Consider the following 21,144-nt stretch of genomic DNA (forward strand, 5'->3'; position numbering starts at 1 on the left):
ATTCGTTAAGATTAATTTAAGGCAGATGTTGAGTATTGGTACTTGAATCAATCACTAATTGCTTTAAGTTATTTTGCAAAGCGCGAATACGTGTTGATGCTTCTTCACGTTTCTGCATACCTTCTTTCTGAATTAAAATTACATCATTCACTGTTTTAATGAGGGTGTTTTGAACATGTTCAAGTGTTTCGATATCAATCACTGAACGTTGATTGGCTTTTGCTGTATCGACAGAGTTTTGATGCAACAGATCGGCATTACGTTTGAGCAAGTCATTGGTTGCATCATCAATCGTATTCGCCAGTTGCACACTGTTCTTTTGCTCATGTAATGAAATTGCCAAACTAATCTGGTTTTTCCATGCAGGTAAAGTGATATTTTTTATCGCATAAAACTTATCGACCAACATCAAATTGTTCGATTGGATAATACGAATCATCGGCAAAGTTTGCATCGCCGATTGTTGTAAAACTTGTAAATCACTCACTCTTTTTTCTAGATTATTCGACAAATGATTAAGATCATAGACTTGCTGATTGGTTTGTTGATCTTGATCCTGAGCTGACAGCGTCGCAATTTCATGCTGAATTTCTTGCTGTTTTAATTTCCCAGCAGCAATATAAATACCCAATTGCTTATATTCGTCTTGAACGCCATCGAACATTTTATCTAAAGTACCGACACGTGCTTTCAGACCTGATTGAGATGTTTCGATTTCTTTGACTAATGAATCGATCTGCTCTTTAGTGGTATTAAAGTGTTGATCAAAATTTTGTTTTGCCCCTCTAAATTTACTTAAAATGCCACCTAAAAAACCTGAACTTTTAGGTTTATTCAAAATACTCGAGGTATTTAATTGTTGTGCGACACTCACGACCTGATTCAGTTTTTGACCCGTCACATCCAGATCTTTATTTTTAACTAAATTTAGCAATTCATCGGTATAAGTGGATGTTTTGGTCGCAATATTTTTACCATATTCAGCCACACTCGCATGATTGATTTCAGCGAGTTCTTTGCGTGCATTTAATACCTCATTGAAATCTTCAGGTTGCAAGCCAATTTCTTTCAAATTTAAACGTTCAAAATCTTGTTGTTGTAATTCAGTCGAAGAGACTACAGGTAAATTTTGGATTGAATCTGACATAGCACACCTTATTTTTTATCTAATGAATTTTTTAAAGATTGAATGAGTTTTTCCCGACTTTGATCTAATTCTTGCAATGACGCAAGTGATTGCTTTTCGGTACTCTGTTTTAAATGATATTGCCAAGCGGGAATCAGCACTTGCTGAGCCTCTTTAAATCGATCAATCAGACCGAGTGATAGCTGTTGAGTCAATTGCATCTGAGCCAATGCAATATCATTGCTGCTCTGTAGCGTCTGTAAAGTCTGTATTTTTTTAGATAATCGCTCTGCAAAATTATCTAATGGATGACGATTTTTAATGAAGCTTGGGTATTCAACTAAAAACTGTTGTGCAGCCAAAATATACTTGGCCATTTGCTCTCTATAACCATTCGCTTGCTGATATCTTGAATGAGACTTTTGAATCTCAATGTGTAAACGCTGGCTTAATGTATCCGCTTCCAAGATTAAACGATCTAAATCTTTTCGGTATTTAATTTGATCGGCATTAAATTCTAAATCTAGGCCTAACCATTTCTGTAAAGCATTAAACTTACGCTTTTTGAACGTTTTTTTTGAGCGATTAAGTTCTTGAACGATTTGAGATATGGTTTGACTCAATTTCATTGTCAATTGGGGATCAATACCATTTAATAACACCGCCTGTGCTTGAATCATTTGATCTGCATAATGGTTGAGCCGCGCTTGATCATCCAACAATGGGACTAAATTTGAACGCTTAATGCTAAGAAGTTCTTCAGCACTGACTTCAATCTGATCTAAAGGTACAAGCTCAGTAAATTGTTTCATATAGATAAATTTTAAACATGGACATTTATATTAAAACGTTAATTTCATTTATGTGTAGCAAATTGCAATTTAAAAATATTTATTGCTGATGATTTTATAGCACAAATTTTTATAAATATTAGAAAATAGACTACTTTCAAAAGTCATTATTCATACAACAGACTCATCATGAGTATTCCCTCATCCTGACCTTCCCCCAAAGGGAGAAGGAATTTTTACCAATCAATTTATGGCAACTCAATGATCACTTTTCGGCTTATGAAAGAAATCTAATGATTAACTGTATGTCGAAATGCTTCATTAAAAAATACAATTAAATTCTATAAATGATTTTAAGCGTTTTATTTCGAAGTAAATATTTTCAATTTTCACCCTCTATGCAGATGAGCATTGATGTGAAGATAAAATAGAAAAAACCAGTTCATTCAAACTGGTTTTTGGGAATTATCTTGGTTTTTTATTTAAAATGAAATCTTCTAAATAAACCCAGTCCGAATAAAGCAAACAAACTCAACCAGCCCATAGCACCGCCTCCACTGACTCGGACGCTATCCGCTGCTATCGCAGTATTATTCAAACTGATCGTACCAGTGTTCGAAATATCACCATCGGCATCGTAGACTCTATATTCTAACTTATAATTAAATACATCAAGAGAGTTGTTTAATTGAGCCGTGATGTTTCCACCATAACAAACTTCTTTGCTGTCTAATCCTGGACAAGGCCCCTGTCGATCTGCACGAATATTTACTGTACTCGGTATTCTGCTGAATCGAATGGCTTGAGTCTCACCACGTTCATTTAAATAAAATGCGGACTTATTTGGTTTATTTTCAATTGCTGAAATTGTTCCGTCACCGTCATCATTTGCGATCTTCAAGATGTCTAAATTAATTCTCGTATTCGATGCATATTCCACAACAATATCGGTATTATCAGGCACATTGGGTGCAATATTCGCAAATTGAGCAGAAACATAAGCAGATGCTGATGCTTTAGGCTCTTTATTGAGTATTATGGTGTATTTACAAAACTCCTTGTCACCCGATGGCGTTAAACGATCATCCGTACGATACATGACGATTTGCTGTAAAGCCTTATTCCACTCACATTTCAGATTGGGATCAGGTCTGCCCATAAACACCCCGTTACTTTCAAGCTTACCGACACCTTCTGGATTGACCACTACATCATAATTTTCCGCAGTAAAATGCTCTATTTTTCGGCCACCATTACTTTCCACAGATTCGTAAGGTAAATTGTTGGTAAAAGGGTTTATAAAAATAGGACGATATTTTCTTACTGCTTCAGTATTTTTTTTCAGATTATTATTTTCTTCTAAACGAATTCTTAATGACGGTAATAATTGGGGGTCTGTCGTACTATCATTAAGGAATCTTTCAGCATCATTCGCCCTATCTTGATAGTTTTTTAATAAGTCAGTCACAGAGATATTGATTTTACTCAGATTAACCGCTGTCAATTTCTGCAATTCAGTGGCACCGATATCACAAGTGTTCCGAATATCACTTAAATCCGGTGTATTTGAGGTCGCAAGGCGTAAAACTCCACGCTGATCTACCGTATAACAACCTAAAGCAGCCACATCGACTAAATCTGTCTTTGTATTGTTATCTTTAGGAAAATACATAGACATAAAGCCTGTCATTTCTTGTGGATTTTGTAGAGGATCAAATAAATTTTCAAAAACTTGTCCATCGAGCACTATCGTGTCTAATTTAGCATTTTCTAAAATTTTACGTGGAAGCTCACACTGTTCAGTTGAACTGGTTAAATGAAGTGCATTTGAAAATACTTCAATACCTGCTGAATCTAGCTGCGAAACATCTCCAGCCGTATATCGACATGCCTTGGCATTATTAAATCCAATCACATTAAATTTAAGACTCTTCGTACCCGCCTTATTGTAGGCAAGAATTGTCTGTGCGATGTTCTTCACAATGGTATTGCTAAGCAAACTCAAACCTGAAGAAGTACTGAATAAAGGATCGTTTCCTTGAAACGAATGAAATTGGAATATACTTCCTGAAGCCTGATTGACTATATTTTCAGTGAATGTACTCGATAGGATCGATGCATTAGGCTGCCCACAAAATGCAAATAAGCTTTGATTGTCAGCTGCACCGTTCTTAATGTAAGTTCCTGTAATGATATCAATTTTACGAGGGGTGTACTTTAAATTATCTAAACAGGACATCGCGAGAATACTTCCTGTCGCTGCTTTATTTCCGCTAAATTCACCGCCTTTAATAGTTAACGAACTATTCACATCATTGAGATAAATCGCCCCACCAGATCGTGCAGTTGAATTTACAATCGATACATTTGATAGTTCAGTAACACCACCCACCAGTAATGTACCTCCAACACCCGTGCTTTTTGCATCTTTAAGGATCAAATTTTGCAAGGTTAAATTCGGTTTACTACCATTTGTAGTATTAAATATACGACTTACATTTTGACCACTGATGGTGGTTTGTATCGGGATAGCAGCAGGGAAATTATTGGTGATTGCACCTTTCCTCGTATAGTCTTCAGGGTTCTTCCCTCGAATAACCACAGGTGCGTTTGGTTGCAACTCCTTAGTTAAGTTATAATCACCTTTCTCAAGCTGAATAATATTAGGGACAGAAGAATATTGCTGGCCTTTGGAACATCCTCCATACGCTCTATGCAGTGAAGCTGCTTTTAATGCCTCTCTTAAAGAACATTTACTTTCATTTTCACCATCTTCATCCGCAAAAGTGTTCACATAAATTGTGGTGTCTTGTACTGCAGCTACAAGTGACATTGCCGTTAGCACAGTTAGCGTAAACAAACCTTTTTTATAATTTTTCATTAGATTAATCCTATTTTTTTCTGAATCGACGCAAACCGATTATTCCTAACAACACACTCAGCATTCCAAATCCAACGCTTCCGCCTGATGTTTTAACTTTATCGTTTTTAAAATCATTAGGTGGTCTTTGTACGATGTTGGTCTTAATCTCAATATATGGATTGACTGAATCACTAAAACGCGTTGTTGATGTCACGACTAGAAGATTAAATTGATCTGAGCCATCCCAATTTCCATCTGGTATGTAAGTCACATCACCATCCTGATTTAAAGTGGTTCTACCCTTACTAGGCGTATTGGTCTGAACAATTTTCATGCACCCTGGCTGCCATGTTTTACCATTTGGCTCATTCCCCAAAAGAGTTTGACACTGATCTGGTGTTATTAGCTCACCGTCTAACAATAGATCAGCAATACTCATTTTGGCAGTTCCACCAAATAAAATGTCAGAGCCAATTAAGTTACTACTCATTTTCTGCACAATAAGTTCAATCGCACCACGATCACACAATTCAGAATTTGTTTCGCGCTGCTGATTTCTTTGATCACGAACTTCACATTGGGTTAAGTTACTGTTCGGGGTGGGACCGTTATTCACAATTAGAGAATCAGATAAACTTTTATCAGTAACTAAAAGGCGTGGTCTGAAATAACCTAAAGCTATATTGTCATATAGTTTAAATGGACAAAGAATGCCATTAGAAGAAATATCACATTTGCCTTCTGCTGTTTCAGACGCAATTAAATTGATCGTTCCCAAACTTTGCGACTTGATGCCAGCACAACCCACAGAATATAAATTATTGGTTAATTTCTCAGATGAATTGCCTGCAACAATCTTACAATCTTCATCGCCATTCTTTGCCAATATACTATTTGCTACGACTGCTTTCCCAAAAGGCGCATCAAAAATTAAGCCTTTATTATTTAAAATCATCGTGATGTTATTAATTTTGGTGCCATCCATCACTCGGACGATGTGAGCATTATTATTAAAAATAGTTGAATTTGAAATTTCACTTGTATACGCATCAGCTAAATTTTTTAAAACTGCCTCACTATATGCATCACGTGCATAGAACAATGATCCGTTGTTTGTTGATGCTGAATTGTCTCTGACCACTGAATAAAAAACTTTATAACGTGGCGATTCACTATAAATGACTGCACCTTGTTCAGCCTGATTGCCTTTCATGATTGTATTTTCAATATTCACGCTGCTTGTGGGTGCTTTATCTGCAGCATAACTACCAGCATCATAAATTGCGCCACCTTGTCTAGCCTTACCATTTAATAACTGAGAAAACTGTAAATTAAGTAATTCTTTGTTATAAATTAATCCGCCTTGATCTTTACAACGCGCTGCATCACAGCCCATCAAAGTAACTTCATTAATAGAAACGATAACCTGTTGATCTTTTTCATCGGAAGTCGTTGGTGCACTTCGCTCGATATAAAGAATTCGATCATTCCCGATCATTTTTAAAACAGCATTATTACGACCAAAAACATTATCGTTAAGATCTGCTTGATACTGGGTTCTGATGTTTAAGCTTTTTGAAATTGAGAGCTGACTGTTAAGACGATATTCTTTATTACTCAATATAATGGTTTGAGAAGCATCTTTTCCTCCACAGCCATTCAAACCTGATTCAGGACGACCTTTGTTAATATATTCAATCGCTTCACGTAAAGAACACTGATCATCAGCTTTAACAGCATCTTCAGTGGTTGTGACAACAATATCAGCACCAAATGCGTGACTTGCCAAAAAAAACATTAACATACCTATGCTTTTATTAAGCATTTTTATCTCCCTGATTTTATTCTTTATTTTTTTATAGCCTACAGTACTTTTGTTTTGCTATTTGTCCATTTTGCGTACTTTGTCACAATTTATTCTTTTACTCAATATCTTTTAGTAACCGAATATATTTTAGAATGACGCTTCATTTTATATCAAATATGTGATCAACATTATAAAAGCTGCTGAATGAGTGATTTTAAGAGATTAAAAACTTCTTATATTCAACAAAAATTCTTTTTATCAGTCACAAGGGTATTTTTATTTCAAATGATCAACGTTGATATTGATCAATCAATGCATAAATTTGCTTGATGGTTGAATTGGATAATTTAACTTTTTCACCTTGTAACATTTTTTCTAATTGATCTAAAGATCGTAACAAAGTACTGGTCTGTGTCGGACCATTCATCAGTAAGTATTCAGTGATTTGTGGGTCAAAATGAACCCCCTTTCGTTCTAAAACAGAGTAAAGCAATGATTGTCTATCTGCATAAGACTGACCACTCGGCACTTTAACACTCACAGCCTGAGTCAGTCGCGACTGTAGATCTGGTAACTCTAACTTTAATTCTATCGGTGCGAATCTTGATGAGAAGACCAATTGCCCGCCACCATCATTATTATTATTGATTAAATGAAATACTGCTTTCTGCCAATGTGGAACGCCGCTAATCGCCTCAATATCATCCAAAGCTACAAGATCATAGCGCTCCAATGAAGTAATCGCTTCAATGGGGGCATCGAGTAACTCGAGTAATGAAACCTTAATTGCAGATTTTCCGACTTCTAAAAAGGAATCACAAATGGCGGTGAGTAGATGACTTTTACCTGTTCCCGCACCGCCATATAAATAAAACCGATTTACCAAACCTGCATGTAATTGCCTCACTGCATCGATAACAGGTCCCCAACCCGGCCCAGAAAAATCACTGATTCTGGCATCCAGTTGAGGTTCTATATCAAGTTGCAATTGACGCATATAAGCTTTGATTCCTTAAAATTCTTAATGATCTTCAAGGTCAATCTTACTCGATTTTTCAGATGCTTGCTGATTATTTATAGAAGAATCTTTAATTTCAACATCAATATCAAATTGATCAGATTGGATACTAATTTCACTTGCTCCGACTTGTTCAACAACGACATTTGGCACAGCATAGAGCTGACTTTTTTCATAGCTATCTCGTAGATGTTTGAGCAATACCACAATCACTGCTGCAACAGGCAATGCAATCAACATTCCGAGAAAACCTGCCAATTGTGCCCCTGCCAATACAGCAAACACCACAGCGACTGGAGAAAGTCCAATTTTATCACCCAATAAGAAAGGTTGTAAGACATAGCCTTCAATCGCTTGGCCAATCATAAACACGACTAAGACCAGTGCCAGTTGCATCCAATCTAAGCCAAACTGAAAGAATGTTGCTATAACAGCTGCGATGATCCCTACAGCAAATCCTAAATAAGGAATAATGCTGGCCAATCCTGCGATCATCCCAATAATTAATCCCACTTCTAGCCCGATCAATTGTAAACCAACGGCATACACAATCCCCAGCAATACCATCACCAAAAACTGACCTTTGACAAATGCACCCAATACGCTGTGACATTCGCCAACAATTTGTAAAGTACTTTGTTCATATGGACGAGGGATGAGTCGACGTAAACTATCCAACATGCGTTTCCAGTCGAGTAAAAAATAGAACGCAATAATTGGAATTAATACTACTGTACCGCCAATTTGAATAAAGTTGAGACCCGATTGAGCTAACTTTAATGCCATAGCTTGAATGCTATCCGCACTGTAATTCGTTTGGACATAATCCATGACGGCTTTAGACAATTGATCAGTGTCTATTTCCATAGGCACCAGATTAAATGTCTGAGACAACCACGGTAAGAATGTGTAATTGAGCCAATGTATGCCTGCAGGAATACTTGATTTGGCATACATCAATTGTTGCCATACCAACGGCACTAAATACCAAAATGCCAACGTGACGATGACACCAATCCCTAAAAAAACCATCGTGATAGACAGCCAACGAGGCAATCCAAATTTGTGTAATTTATTCACCAATGGACTGAACAAATAGGCAATTAAAAATGCACCTACAAAAGGAATGACGACTGGTTTCAAAAGGTACAAAACCCAAAGAACAAGCGCAATCCCAGCAACAATAAAAATCCGTTTTAATGTACGATCTTGCATGCAGCATCGCCTTTTTATAAATGATTGGTTATTGAAATAAAAATATTTCGATAAAGATAGCATTTTAGTGCATAAATAACATATGAGTTTCGTATATTCAGGTATAATCGCCGCGCGAATGCGGAGACTTCATTATGAGCAACTCAACTTCTACCCCAAATACTGGTTTAAGCTATAAAGATGCAGGTGTCGACATTGAAGCGGGCGACTTATTAGTCGATCGAATCAAATCAGTTGCTAAGCGTACTTCTCGTCCTGAAGTGATGGGCGGTTTAGGCGGCTTCGGCGCTCTTTGTAAAATTCCTAAAGGTTATGAAGAGCCTGTTCTCGTATCTGGCACGGATGGTGTAGGTACAAAATTACGTTTAGCCCTTAATTTGAATCGTCATGACACGATTGGCCAAGACTTGGTTGCAATGTGTGTAAACGATCTTTTGGTATGTGGCGCTGAACCTTTATTCTTCCTTGATTATTATGCAACAGGTCATCTCAATGTAGATGTTGCTGCAAATGTTGTTACGGGAATTGGTGCGGGTTGTGAACTTGCGGGTTGTGCATTGGTTGGCGGTGAAACTGCTGAAATGCCTGGCATGTATGAAGGCGAAGACTACGATCTTGCAGGTTTCTGTGTCGGTGTCGTTGAGCAAAGCAAAATTATTGATGGTACCAAAGTTAAAGCTGGTGACGTTTTGATTGGTGTTGCCTCTTCAGGTGCACACTCAAACGGTTACTCTTTACTTCGTAAAGTATTAGATGTAAAAAATGTTGATTTGAATCAAATCATTGATGGTCGTTCACTTGCAGATGTTGCAATGGAACCGACTCGTATTTATGTAAAACCTATTCTTGAATTGCTCAAACATGTTGACGTTCATGCAATGGCACATATCACGGGTGGTGGTCTTCCAGGCAACTTACCACGCGTACTTCCAAACGGCGCACAAGCTGTTGTCAATGAAGCGTCATGGGAATGGCCTGAATTATTCAAACTCCTTCAACGCGAAGGTGGTGTTGAACAGTTCGAAATGTATCGTACATTTAACTGTGGTGTTGGCATGGTGATCGTGGTTGATGCAGCTGATGCAGACAAGACTGTTGAGCAATTAACAAATCTTGGTGAAAAAGCATGGAATATGGGTCATATCCAAGACAATGCTGAATCTGTAGCGGGTGCTGATGAAAAAATCCGTGTGATTTTCGCTTAAGTCTCCCATGATTAAAATTGCTGTTCTCGTTTCGGGCAGTGGATCTAACCTTCAAGCCTTGATTGATGCAAATCTATCAGGGCAAATTGTCGGGGTTATTTCAAATAAGCCTGAAGCCTACGCCTTACAACGTGCAAAAACTGCGGGTATTGAAACCGCTGTGATTGAGCACAAACAATATCCAAGCCGTGAAGCATTTGATGATGTTATGCATCAAAAATTGCTAGATTGGAATGTTGATTTGGTGGTTCTTGCTGGTTTTATGCGTATTTTAAGTGCTCGATTTGTAGAAGCTTGGCAAGGGAAAATGGTGAATATCCACCCTTCACTTTTACCCTATTATAAGGGCATGCATACGCATCAACGTGTACTGAATACCGGTGATGTATTACATGGTTGTACAGTGCATTACGTCACTGCTGAACTGGATGCTGGTCAAGCTTTGACACAAGCCGTACTAAAGGTAAAAGCAGACGATACTGTCGACTCACTCGCAAATCGTGTGCATGAACTTGAGCATCTGATCTATCCTCAGGCTGTGGAATGGATCTGTAATGGTACGATTCAACATACGCCACAAGGTGTATTATTTCGCAAAAAAACCATGAATGAACCGATTCAATTTTGTAAGTTCTAAATCTTATTCATTAAAAAACGTCTCTACTGAGGCGTTTTTTAATTCTCAATTAAATCATTTTCGTCATTAATTTTATAAATGGATATTCTTCAAGATTAAAAATGAATACAACTCAGAGATTTCAAACGACAATATTAATCACAATGAATAAAAGTAAAAATTTAGAATAGATTTCTTTTATAGTTCATTACTCACACAACATTCATTATGAGTATTCCCTCATCCTAATCTCACCCCAAAGGAAGAAGAAATTTTTACCTATCAATTTATTGCCATTCAATGATCATTTTTTGAAAAAAGTTGAATGTCGTTAATGTCACAAACAACATCAAAAACCGCATCAAAAAACAAAGTCAATAAATCGAATAAACGATTGAATTATTTTTCAAGGAAAATTGAGATTATTATTGAATAGTGATTTGATCCTAAATAAGGAATATTTTTATTTTGTTCAAGACATGATAAGAAAGCTTTATGGTGATAAAAATAACCGATCAAAGCAAAAATCAGAATAATTTACTTTTTAAGTGAGCACGTATCCATCAACGACGCTTAATTTCTAAAACCAAACGTCGCTAATAAATAACGTTATAAAGACTGAAGCAGTTTTTTAATTAACGCTGCAATTTCTGACGGACGTTCCAAAGGAAACATATGCCCTCCCTCAACAACAGTGAAAGGAATACCAAATTTCTTTTTAACTTGCTGTGGATATTTACGCGCTAAAAAAGGACCTTTCGACGCTACTAACAAATGCATCGGCACTTTTGGTTTTGCTTGAGATAACCACCACAAAGAAGGATTGGTTCTAAAAATCTCTACTTCAATCATTTTGGGGATCGTCAACTCGACCCCACCCCGTACATGATCGTCACTTAAGGCGAACTGAATATAATCATCAAAACACTGCTGATCAAATTCTTGATAAAAACCTTTTGGACGGAGTAATTCAGCCGCTTGTTCACGACTCTCCCAATGATCACGACGACGTAGGGACAAAGCCGCAGGCGACATAGTATCAATGGCCTTCAAACGCAAAGTTTTTGCAATATGCATAGCAAATGAATCATGCCCCATGATCAGAGGCGGATCGAGCATGATCATTTGCTCAAACAGCTCAGGACGATCCAGTGCAGCTTGAAAGGTTAATACTGCACCTAAGGAATGTCCCAAACCAATCACTTTACGTCCCTGAGCTTTTTGCACAATACTGTCAATGACTTGGTTCGTCATACTGTTCCAATGATTATCGACAGGATAGCGCTGATCATTGCCAATCAATGGAACATAAATAATGTCGTATACGTCAGCAAGAGAATCAAAAAGCTTTTGATAAACCTGCGACGGCACGCCATTGGCGTGTGCAAAATGAATCAGTGGTTTCATTGAATTTTTGTCGTTTGCTCGGTTTGGATTTGTTGTGAAATAGCGGATGCGATACCTTGACCAACACTGCTACCCATTCGATTCAAAACAGAATCAAAAGGACTGTACTGGATCGTGTAATTCACTGTTTTATCAGTTTTTAGTTCACGTTTCAATGTATTTAAGCTACCGATACGGTCAGCAATACCGAGTGCCACAGCCTGATCACCCGTCCAGAAAAGACCAGAAAATATAGCTGGATCTTGAGATTTTAGCTTAGTACCACGTCCTTTTTTAACCGCATCAATAAAGTGTTTATGAACATTATCTAATACGTTTTGAACATGCGCTTTTTGAGCAACATCAACGGGCTGAGTCATTGATAATAATGCTTTATTATCACCAGAAGTCATCGTGCGGTCTTCAACACCGAGCTTCTGCATTAAACCATTCACACCATAATTCGGCATGATCACACCAATTGATCCGACCAAGCTTGATGGATTAACAATGATTTCATCTGCAGCTGACGCAATATAATAAGCACCTGAAGCCCCTGTATCACCAATTACAGCATATAACTTTTTATCTTTGTGAACACTTTTCAAGTATTGTATTTCTTGCCAAATTTCATCAGATTGTACAGGTGAACCGCCTGGTGAATTGATATTCAATACCACGGCTTTACTTGATTTGTTCTCAAATGCTTTTTTCAGCGATTTTACCGTATCAGCGCTATTTACACTCTGTGAATCAGAGGCAATCGTGCCGACGATATCAACAATAGCCAAATGTGAGCCTGCTGTTGCTGAGCTATCAGTAGATGCTGTTTGACATCCTTTCATCATCAACAGAAGAATAAATAAAATATAAGCAAAGGTTAAGAATTTAAAAAATATGCCCCAGCGTCTTGCTCTACGTTGCTCTTCAACCGAAGCAAGTACCGCTTTTTCTAAAATCTGCCATTCTTTACCAGAAGGCTGATGATTAGGGCTCGTGTTTTCATTTTTCGGTTGAGGTGGCCAATCGGACATGCATACCATCCAAAATAATTTTTAAGGGGTCATTATATACAGGGAATGACGTTAAACTGTCTAATCTAAAACATTTAACATATAATATTGCCAAATCGCAATATACTTTGAACCTGATAAAGATTTTGAATTCCGATGCCTGAACCTCAACATTCAACAACAACTCGATTACTTAACTTTTTTAGCCGTCGACCTATTCGTTTCTCTCGTTTTTTTGCTCGCTCTCTTGCAGCTATTATTAACGCTCTAAGAATAACCAAAACCGTTAAAACGATCTCCTTAAATATCGATATTTGCTTACCAGAAATTCCTTTGGATCAAAAAGATCAATTGGTTCGAGCTGCGGTACGCAATGAACTTCAATCTTATATGGAGTTTTTTAGTATTTGGGGCAGTGCAAACGATCAAAATATTGCTCGGATCAAACATGTAGAGGGCGCACATTATTTCCATGAAGCGATCGCAGAAAAGAAGGGTATCATTCTGCTGGCACCGCATTTTGGTACTTGGGAAGTCATGAATGCTTGGTTTGCTCAATATACTGAAATGACCATTATGTATAAACCGATTAAAAATATCGAAGCAGATCAATTTGTTCGTGCTGCACGTAGTCGTGAACAAGCCACGCTAGTACCGACAGATGAATCGGGTATTCGACAAATCTTTAAAGCACTCAAGTCTGGTGGTACTACGGTTATCTTACCTGACCACACGCCCAAACATCCCAGTGACCAAATCAACTATTTCGGCTTACCCTTATTTTCAAGTAATTTAAGTGCCAAATTAATTCAAAAAACCAAAGCCAAAGCGTTATTGGTCTATGCCATCCGTAACGAAACAGAAGATTTTAATATTTTTATTGAACCAATAGATGAGTCAATTTATCTAGGTTCACCCGCTGACGGAACCTTGGTCATCCATCACGCTATTGAAAACTTAATTAAACGTTACCCAGAACATGCGCATTGGAGCTATAAGCGATTTAGAGCGCATCCTCAATTGCATAATATTTATAATATCCCTCAAGAAGAAGCCTTAGCTGAAATCAGCAAAGTAAAAAACGCTGCATTAATCACCACGATCTAACCATTGTCTTTTCTTACGATAGACTTCAAAATCCATTTCATTCTTTTGATCGATTTGAAATTTTATACTTCCATGCTGAATTGTATTCAGATGCGGAATAGATAGTTGTTGAAGACGATTGATAACTATAGGGTGAGGATGGTTATATTGATTCCCAAATCCCGCGGATATAACCGCTAATTTAGGCTTTAAATGTTTTAAAAAGGCATAAGATGAACTATGTTGACTACCATGATGTCCTAAAACCAACACATCAACATTGAGGTCGGGATACATTTTCAAAAGTTCATATTCTGTTTGCCAACCCGCATCCCCCATCAGTAAAAAGTTTTTATATTGGCCTGCATTAAAGACTTGTATATAGATGACGCAAGAGAGCTCATTACGATTTTGACTCACATTGAGTAATTGCTCCTGAGTCGGCATTAGCACTTCAAGCTTAACATCTGGCATATTCCATATTTGACCCGCATAACAGTACTCAAAATTTTTAGCATTAAATCTCGCATCAATCTCATTCGAATAGACTGTTTTAATTTTCATAGCTTGCTGAATTGAATCAAATGCGCCTGCATGATCTTGATCTAAATGAGTCAAATAAAGTCGATCAATTGAAGCTACGCCTCGGTTAAATAAATAGGGCAAAACAACTTGCCGACCAATACTAAATTTAGCTTCATCAAAACTACCTCCGGTATCGATCAAAATATTTTTCTGATCATTCTGAACAAAGATCGCCTGCCCTTGTCCAACATCCAATATTGTCAAATTAAAGCTCAGATTGTTTTTAATCGGAAATAAGAGCGGTAATATACAAAAGGCAGCCCAATATTTAGGTACAACACCACGAGGTAAAAATAAGATAAAAATGCCTAAAGCCATTAAAACGATGATCAAAGGCGTCAGTGCTAACCATGATAGTTGTGGATTGAATATCTTTTCGAATAAATTTAGGCAGCCTAAAAGTAAGCTAATTGCATAATCAGCAAGATGGAAAAATAATAGAGCTAAAGGTTCAGCGATAAAATAGCTTATCGCCCCCACAACCTCTAAAGGAACAATAACTACGCCAATCAAAGGAATAGCGAGTAAATTCACCCATGGAGAAATCCATGAAATCTGCTGAAAAATAATGGCAACCAATGGAAAAAGAGCAATAAACACTTTCCATTGCGAGTCAAATAACATCCGTGCCCAGATGATTATACGGGAGTGATTATTGTGAGCAGGCTGATCGAATGCAATATCCTCGGTCTTTTTTGTGAGTGTTTGATAGACACGAATCAGAATAAAACATGCACCATAGGACAGCCAAAAAGCCGCTGATAAAATACTAAAAGGATCAAAGAGTAATAAAATACTGGCGCTGCATAACAAAAGTTTTAAGGCATGAACTTGCTGTTTAAATAGAACCACGACACTTAAAATCGTCACTGTGAGCAGTGTTCTTAATGCAGGAATTTCAAAACCCACAAAAGCGGTGTATAAAAACACGCAGCAAAAAAAAGGAATAACCCATAAATAAGGTCGTGGAATACTTAAAAATATTTGAGGTCTTAGTCGAGTTATCAGTGCATTGAGAATAAAACATAAAATCACTGCAAAAATCAGTACATGTGGTCCTGATATAGCCAATAAATGAGATATACCTAAAGTTTTAAATTGGTTCTGTACAGCATCTGACAATAAGCTTTCATCCCCAGTCAATAATGCAAGTACCAATCCCTTATTGGTCAACGATTTATCCAGGAAAAGATTTCTAAATTCTAAGCGTTGTTTCTCTGTATATAATTTAAATTGGGCAATTAAGCTTTTCTGATCACGGATATGCTTATTGAATCCAAAGCTTTCTACTTCAGCAACTGCTAAAGGCTGAATGCTACGAATATTGACTGTACCCATGATATTTTGTTGCAGTAACCACTTTTCGATATCGAATACACCAGCAACAGCATAGCTATGCGAAGGCTTAAGCTCTCCTTGAATATGATAATAATGTCCGAGTTGAAATGGGTTATGTTGAGTTGTCTTTAGACGCCCTGGATCATCACCAGCGTTCTCAGATATCGATAATGCATGTTCAGCGTTCTGAATTGCGCTCGACCCATCAAACTTAAATTTATCACTAGAATCGTCCCTAGAATCATCCCTCTTGAAGCGCCCATTCACTGTAGTTTTGCTGGTTTTTGCATAGAGCATTAAATCGAAATGATGTCCATTTTCTGACAATATTGTCGCACGCTGTTTAATTCGATCTGGCCGACTCACATAAGCGCTTTCATCAATTTTATCGATATATACAATATACGATATTTCAGATGCATCATTTACTCGCATCTGAAGCCGTTCATTTAATGCGGTTTGGGCAAAAAATTGTCCGAGATAAAAAGCACTCAAGCCCAATAAAAAACAACGAATCGTTTTTAAGGAATAATGTTGAATACATTGAAAATAACTAAAAGATAAAATTAAACTGAGAATACTGAATAACCAACACCATGTTGCAAAATTCAAAAAACTTGAATTCAACACATATCCCATTGTTGAAATACCCACAATCCATCCCAACATCAGGACTATCATATTCATAATTAAACTTATTATTCTTATTTAGAAACAATTAAAGCCCATTTAAATGAGCTTTAACAAGGTTATCGATCGGAATTTATTTAAGCTTTAAACCCAGATACCATCCTGCATATGGAGAATACGATCTGCTGATTGAGCCAACTGTTCATCATGTGTAACGATCAACATGGCCATGTTAAATTCAGAACGTAAATCAGACAACAACTCAAATATCGTCACTGCTGTTTTTCGGTCTAAATTACCTGTCGGTTCATCAGCCATCATCAGTTTTGGTTGCGCAGCCAACGCTCTTGCCAACGCAACACGTTGACGCTCACCACCCGATAGCTCACCAGGTTTATGCGTCATACGATGCGAAAGGCCAACGCGTTGTAGCAGATACTCTGCCCGCTCTTTGGCTTGTTTAAAAGTCGCTTCTTTGCGCAACATCAAGGGCATCGCAATATTTTCTAATGCAGAAAACTCTGGCAACAAATGATGAAACTGATATACAAAACCTAGATGCTCATTGCGCAAAAAACCACGCTCCGCTTCACCTAAAGTATCAAAGCGCTGACCATTTAAAAATACCATACCTTCTGTTGGGCGATCTAAACCACCCAATACATGTAGTAGCGTACTTTTACCTGAACCGCTCGAACCAACAATCGAAACAAATTCACCTTGCTCAACTTGTAAATCCAAACCTTTAATGACTTCTACTGTTGTTTTGCCATCGGTAAAATGCTTATTAATATTCTTCGCTTCTAACACGACATTACTCATAACGAAGTGCCTCCGCAGGTTGAATTTTTGCAGCTCGAAATGCTGGATAAATCGTTGCCAAGAAACTCAATATTAATGATAAGCTGACAATCGTAAGTACATCTTGCCATTTTAAATGAGAAGGTAAGTAGTTGATAAAGTACGCATCAAACAAATTAAGTCCTAGGGTCGTATTCAGCCAGCCCATGAAACTGCTAATGCTTGTAGCAAAGATAATCCCCAATACCGCACCTGCAAGTGTTCCAACAACACCAATTACAGTGCCTTGAACCATAAATATTTTGGTAATCGTCGTTGGTGAAGCGCCCAGCGTACGTAAAATTGCAATATCAGATTTTTTATCGGTCACAACCATCACCAGTGATGACACAATATTGAATGCAGCGACCAAAATAATGAGGAAAAGTAGTAAGCTCACCATAGCTTTTTCCATTTGGATCGCACTGAATAAGTTCCCATGGGTATAGGTCCAGTTTGACGCATAGAAATTACCAGGTAATTCACTCACCACTTCATCAGCCACTTGAGGCGCTTTAAAAATATCGTCAAGTTTCATACGAATACCTTGAGCACCATCAGGTAAACGAAGCAGCGTTGAAGCATCATTCAGTGCGATATAACCCATCATCGAGTCAACTTCAGCACCAATACTGAAAATCCCCACAATTTTAAATCGCTTAAAGCGTGGCACAACGCCTGCAGGTGAAGGTGTTGCTTCAGGTAAGACCAATGTGACATTGTCATTCAGACTCAGACCCAATGCATCAGTCATTTGCTTACCTAAGACAATCCCAAACTCACCTTTTTTCAGCGAGCCAATATCGCCTTGAACCATATGATCTTGAATAATGGATACATTTTTTTCGTATTCTGGTTCAATACCTGAAACCATAATACCTGCGACTTGTCCCTGTGCGGTGAGCATGCCTTGTAATTGTGTAAAAGGAGCAACACCAACCACATGTTCGTGCTGATCTATTTTCTTGGCAAGCTCAGGCCAGTCTGTTAAAATTTGTGTCGATGAAACAGTCGCTTGGGGTATCATACCCAAGACACGATTTTTCAGCTCGCGATCGAAACCATTCATCACAGATAAAACTGTAATAAGAACAGCGACTCCTAAAGTCAAACCGATCATGGATACTAAAGCAATAAAAGAAATAAAGTGATTACTACGCCGTGCGCGAGTGTATCTCAACCCTATATACAGCGAGATCGGTTTAAACATACCATCTAGTCCGAGGTGTTTTAATGGAAACTCTACAGCATCAAAGTGGCGATAATGAAAGACGCGTCATGTCTCGTATTGATGCTGCATTAAGAATAAATTATCAGATTATCTCTGAAGAAGTCGCACTCAATGATCCGTACGATTCAAATTTTGTATTACCACGCTATTTTCTCTTACTTGCAGAATTAGATCAATTTGATCATGCGCTTACATACGAATTAGAACAATTAAATCAAAAAGATCAACAAATTGCTCGAATCTTATCCTTATTTAACCAAAAATTAAACCTTATTACGGGTTCTCTTTACGATTCTATTGTACAAACCATGTTACCAATCCCAGATCAAGTGAACTTATCTGAGACAGGTTTAAGCTTTTATACCGATCAAGAGATCCCTGTTAATTCTTATATCCACCTTTCACTGAGTCATCCTGAAAATTACTTTCATATCGCCGTTACTGCACATGTGGTGTACAGTGAAAAAGAACCTGATGGTCGATATCGTACTGGCGCTTATTTCATCACCTTACATCCTCAGGATCGAGTCAAACTGACACAAGCAATCAATCATTTATCTGAATAAATCAGTTCAATCAATTTATTCAGATTAGTTTTCTATTGAAACACTCATCACACATCAATAAAAAAAATCTAGGCATGATGATTTAATTCACTTTTTTAATTTGCTTTAAATGTTGCACGTAAATCTTTATAAAAATACGTCAATAAACCCAATAATAATACCGATGAGCCGACAAAAACCATGGTCGTCAACTTTTCATCATTCAGAAATGCACCAATTAAAAGAGCAATGAGTGGTGTCATGACCGTAGTTAAAGACAATGTCGTTGCTTTGATACTTTTTACCAATTTAAAATAGCAAAACATCGCCAATAATGACGCCATAATAACGGAGTAAAACAAGCCGATTAAAGCTTGAGTATTGGGAATATGACTTGGTGCATGCTGCCAAATAAATGGCAACATGCACATTGCAAACATGCTTGATATTAAAATAGAACCCGTTGCTTGTGAGAGTGGTTCAAGTGGTGCGTTGACTTTTTTAATCCAAAAAATTGAAGCACAATAGACCAATACACTAATCAACATTAAGAAAATGCCCATCGGCTGAACATGCTGATCATTTCCGCCCAAACAAATGATCGCTAAACCACATAACGCGACAAACATACCGAGCCATTGCAGTCGATATAAATTTAATTTAAAAACAAAATGGCCTATCAAACCCGCCATGATTGGCGCTAAACCAAACATTAAAGCAAGAATGCCTGAACTTACATAATCTGTAGCGAGATAGGTAAAAAATTGCGAGCCAATAAAACTAGATGCTCCAGCAATATAACTGTGTATGGCCAAAGCGTTCATCGGCAGCTTAGCTTTAAACACCCATAACAATACAAAAGCCAAAGGCAATGCTAAAAAAAATCGAAAAGCCAAAGCCCATAAAGGATAAAGATCACTCACACTCCAAACAATTGCCAAAGGCGTAGTTGCCCAGATAAATATCAATAAGGCATAAGTAACGACAATATTGCTTTTAGAATGCATGAAGTGCTCTGAATGAAAGAATGATTATTGTAATTACAATGCAGTTTTACGTTTTTGCTTCAGAATTGTTTGATCTAAAGCACTGGAAAACTCCCGCTTATCTCGCTCAGATATAGGTGCTGGCCCACCTGTTTGAACGCCAGCTCCACGTAAAGTATCCATGAAATCACGTAAATGTAAGCGTGCTTTAATATTGGAAATCGTCCAAATTTCGCCGCGCGGATTAATCGCAACACCACCCTTTTCAATCACTTCAGCAGCTAAAGGTATGTCTTGTGTCATTACAATGTCATGCTCTTTCATGCGAGCGATAATTTCTTTATCCGCTTGATCAGCACCCTGCATGACTTGAATTGATTTAATTCGAACGGAGGGCGTAATTCCAACATTTTGGTTTGCCACAAAAGTGACTTCTAATTGATAACGGTCAGATGCTCTTAAAATGACTTCACGTAGAATTTTTGGCAATGCATCTGCATCTATCCAAAGTTGAAATGGTAACAATTTAATCTCAGTAGTCGATTATTTAACTTCATTTTAGCAAATTCTCATAGAACAACGTGTGATATTTTGCCTTCGATATATTCTTGGATGAGGGTTTTAATTCAACTCATCTTCAAAATCATTTATTAGAAACAATAGACGTCTTCACTCAATCAAAAAATCATTGAACGTTAATAAATAGATATTTGGAAGTGCCTTCTCCCTTTAGAAGACGCTTAGGATGAGTGAGTACCGATTGAATGGTTATCGAGTAAAAATGACTTCTGAAAGAACCTACCGATTTCTATTCAATCTTTAAGCCTCATGAGTTCAAATAGAAATACTTTTATGAATAGATC

At 37.4% G+C, this 21,144-nt stretch carries 17 protein-coding genes; 4 read left to right on the top strand and 13 right to left on the bottom strand.

What is annotated here, in order from left to right; translation table 11 throughout:
- Positions 1-16 precede the first annotated feature (16 nt).
- The 6 genes from V5M36_RS10160 to cxpE all read right to left on the bottom strand — a co-directional run bounded on the left by V5M36_RS10160 (position 17) and on the right by cxpE (position 8,820).
- Positions 17-1,147 (bottom strand): toxic anion resistance protein, encoded by a 1,131-nt coding sequence (locus tag V5M36_RS10160; protein WP_338558589.1) that lies wholly within the window; start codon positions 1,145-1,147, stop codon positions 17-19.
- Positions 1,148-1,155: 8 nt separating this feature from the next.
- The gene (locus V5M36_RS10165) at positions 1,156-1,938 is read right to left on the bottom strand and encodes a tellurium resistance protein (RefSeq protein WP_338558592.1); all 783 of its coding nucleotides are present in this window, start codon (positions 1,936-1,938) and stop codon (positions 1,156-1,158) included.
- Positions 1,939-2,395: 457 nt separating this feature from the next.
- Complete coding sequence (locus tag V5M36_RS10170) at positions 2,396-4,798, bottom strand: CSLREA domain-containing protein (RefSeq protein WP_338558595.1); 2,403 nt, start codon at positions 4,796-4,798, stop codon at positions 2,396-2,398.
- Between the two features lie 10 nt (positions 4,799-4,808).
- Positions 4,809-6,605 (bottom strand): rhombotarget A, encoded by a 1,797-nt coding sequence (gene rbtA / locus V5M36_RS10175; protein WP_338558597.1) that lies wholly within the window; start codon positions 6,603-6,605, stop codon positions 4,809-4,811.
- Between the two features lie 271 nt (positions 6,606-6,876).
- Positions 6,877-7,584 carry a DnaA regulatory inactivator Hda gene (hda, locus tag V5M36_RS10180; protein WP_338558599.1) on the bottom strand — a complete coding sequence of 236 codons (708 nt, stop codon included), beginning with the start codon at positions 7,582-7,584 and terminating at the stop codon, positions 6,877-6,879.
- Between the two features lie 24 nt (positions 7,585-7,608).
- Positions 7,609-8,820 carry a chloramphenicol efflux transporter CxpE gene (cxpE, locus tag V5M36_RS10185; protein ID WP_338558601.1) on the bottom strand — a complete coding sequence of 404 codons (1,212 nt, stop codon included), beginning with the start codon at positions 8,818-8,820 and terminating at the stop codon, positions 7,609-7,611.
- Positions 8,821-8,954: 134 nt separating this feature from the next.
- On the opposite strand from cxpE, the gene purM reads away from it, so the two are divergent.
- Positions 8,955-10,025, top strand: coding sequence for a phosphoribosylformylglycinamidine cyclo-ligase (gene purM, locus V5M36_RS10190; RefSeq protein ID WP_338558603.1), 1,071 nt, complete (start codon positions 8,955-8,957; stop codon positions 10,023-10,025).
- A 7-nt stretch (positions 10,026-10,032) separates the two neighbouring features.
- Positions 10,033-10,662, top strand: a complete 630-nt coding sequence (gene purN / locus V5M36_RS10195; RefSeq protein ID WP_338558605.1) for a phosphoribosylglycinamide formyltransferase — start codon at positions 10,033-10,035, stop codon at positions 10,660-10,662.
- A gap of 588 nt (positions 10,663-11,250) precedes the next feature.
- Here the strand turns inward: purN and V5M36_RS10200 are convergent.
- Positions 11,251-12,048 (bottom strand): alpha/beta fold hydrolase, encoded by a 798-nt coding sequence (locus V5M36_RS10200; RefSeq protein WP_338558607.1) that lies wholly within the window; start codon positions 12,046-12,048, stop codon positions 11,251-11,253.
- Positions 12,045-13,061 carry a signal peptide peptidase SppA gene (gene sppA / locus V5M36_RS10205; RefSeq protein ID WP_338558609.1) on the bottom strand — a complete coding sequence of 339 codons (1,017 nt, stop codon included), beginning with the start codon at positions 13,059-13,061 and terminating at the stop codon, positions 12,045-12,047. Before sppA ends, V5M36_RS10200 begins: the two co-directional genes overlap by 4 nt.
- A 135-nt stretch (positions 13,062-13,196) precedes the next feature.
- On the opposite strand from sppA, the gene V5M36_RS10210 reads away from it, so the two are divergent.
- Positions 13,197-14,147, top strand: coding sequence for a lysophospholipid acyltransferase family protein (locus tag V5M36_RS10210; protein ID WP_338558612.1), 951 nt, complete (start codon positions 13,197-13,199; stop codon positions 14,145-14,147).
- Here the strand turns inward: V5M36_RS10210 and V5M36_RS10215 are convergent.
- The 3 genes from V5M36_RS10215 to V5M36_RS10225 all read right to left on the bottom strand — a co-directional run bounded on the left by V5M36_RS10215 (position 14,130) and on the right by V5M36_RS10225 (position 18,729).
- The gene (locus tag V5M36_RS10215; protein ID WP_338558614.1) at positions 14,130-16,736 is read right to left on the bottom strand and encodes a DNA internalization-related competence protein ComEC/Rec2; all 2,607 of its coding nucleotides are present in this window, start codon (positions 16,734-16,736) and stop codon (positions 14,130-14,132) included. The two genes, V5M36_RS10210 and V5M36_RS10215, sit on opposite strands and share 18 nt — an antisense overlap.
- A gap of 87 nt (positions 16,737-16,823) precedes the next feature.
- Positions 16,824-17,501 (bottom strand): lipoprotein-releasing ABC transporter ATP-binding protein LolD, encoded by a 678-nt coding sequence (gene lolD / locus V5M36_RS10220; RefSeq protein WP_338558617.1) that lies wholly within the window; start codon positions 17,499-17,501, stop codon positions 16,824-16,826.
- On the bottom strand, positions 17,494-18,729 hold the full coding sequence (locus tag V5M36_RS10225; RefSeq protein ID WP_338558620.1) for a lipoprotein-releasing ABC transporter permease subunit: 1,236 nt from the start codon (positions 18,727-18,729) through the stop codon (positions 17,494-17,496). The genes lolD and V5M36_RS10225 overlap by 8 nt, the downstream gene beginning before the upstream one ends.
- A gap of 23 nt (positions 18,730-18,752) precedes the next feature.
- Between V5M36_RS10225 and V5M36_RS10230 the strand changes: the two genes are divergently transcribed.
- A complete protein-coding gene (locus V5M36_RS10230) occupies positions 18,753-19,316 on the top strand; it encodes a PilZ domain-containing protein (protein ID WP_338558623.1) in 564 nt (187 codons plus the stop codon).
- Between the two features lie 95 nt (positions 19,317-19,411).
- Here the strand turns inward: V5M36_RS10230 and V5M36_RS10235 are convergent, their stop codons facing one another.
- Both V5M36_RS10235 and V5M36_RS10240 read right to left on the bottom strand, forming a co-directional pair.
- Positions 19,412-20,302, bottom strand: a complete 891-nt coding sequence (locus V5M36_RS10235) for a DMT family transporter (RefSeq protein WP_338558626.1) — start codon at positions 20,300-20,302, stop codon at positions 19,412-19,414.
- A gap of 33 nt (positions 20,303-20,335) precedes the next feature.
- Complete coding sequence (locus V5M36_RS10240; protein ID WP_338558628.1) at positions 20,336-20,806, bottom strand: YaiI/YqxD family protein; 471 nt, start codon at positions 20,804-20,806, stop codon at positions 20,336-20,338.
- Positions 20,807-21,144: the final 338 nt, after the last annotated feature.

Source organism: Acinetobacter sp. KS-LM10 (genome assembly GCF_036896575.1).
GTDB lineage: Bacteria > Pseudomonadota > Gammaproteobacteria > Pseudomonadales > Moraxellaceae > Acinetobacter > Acinetobacter avistercoris.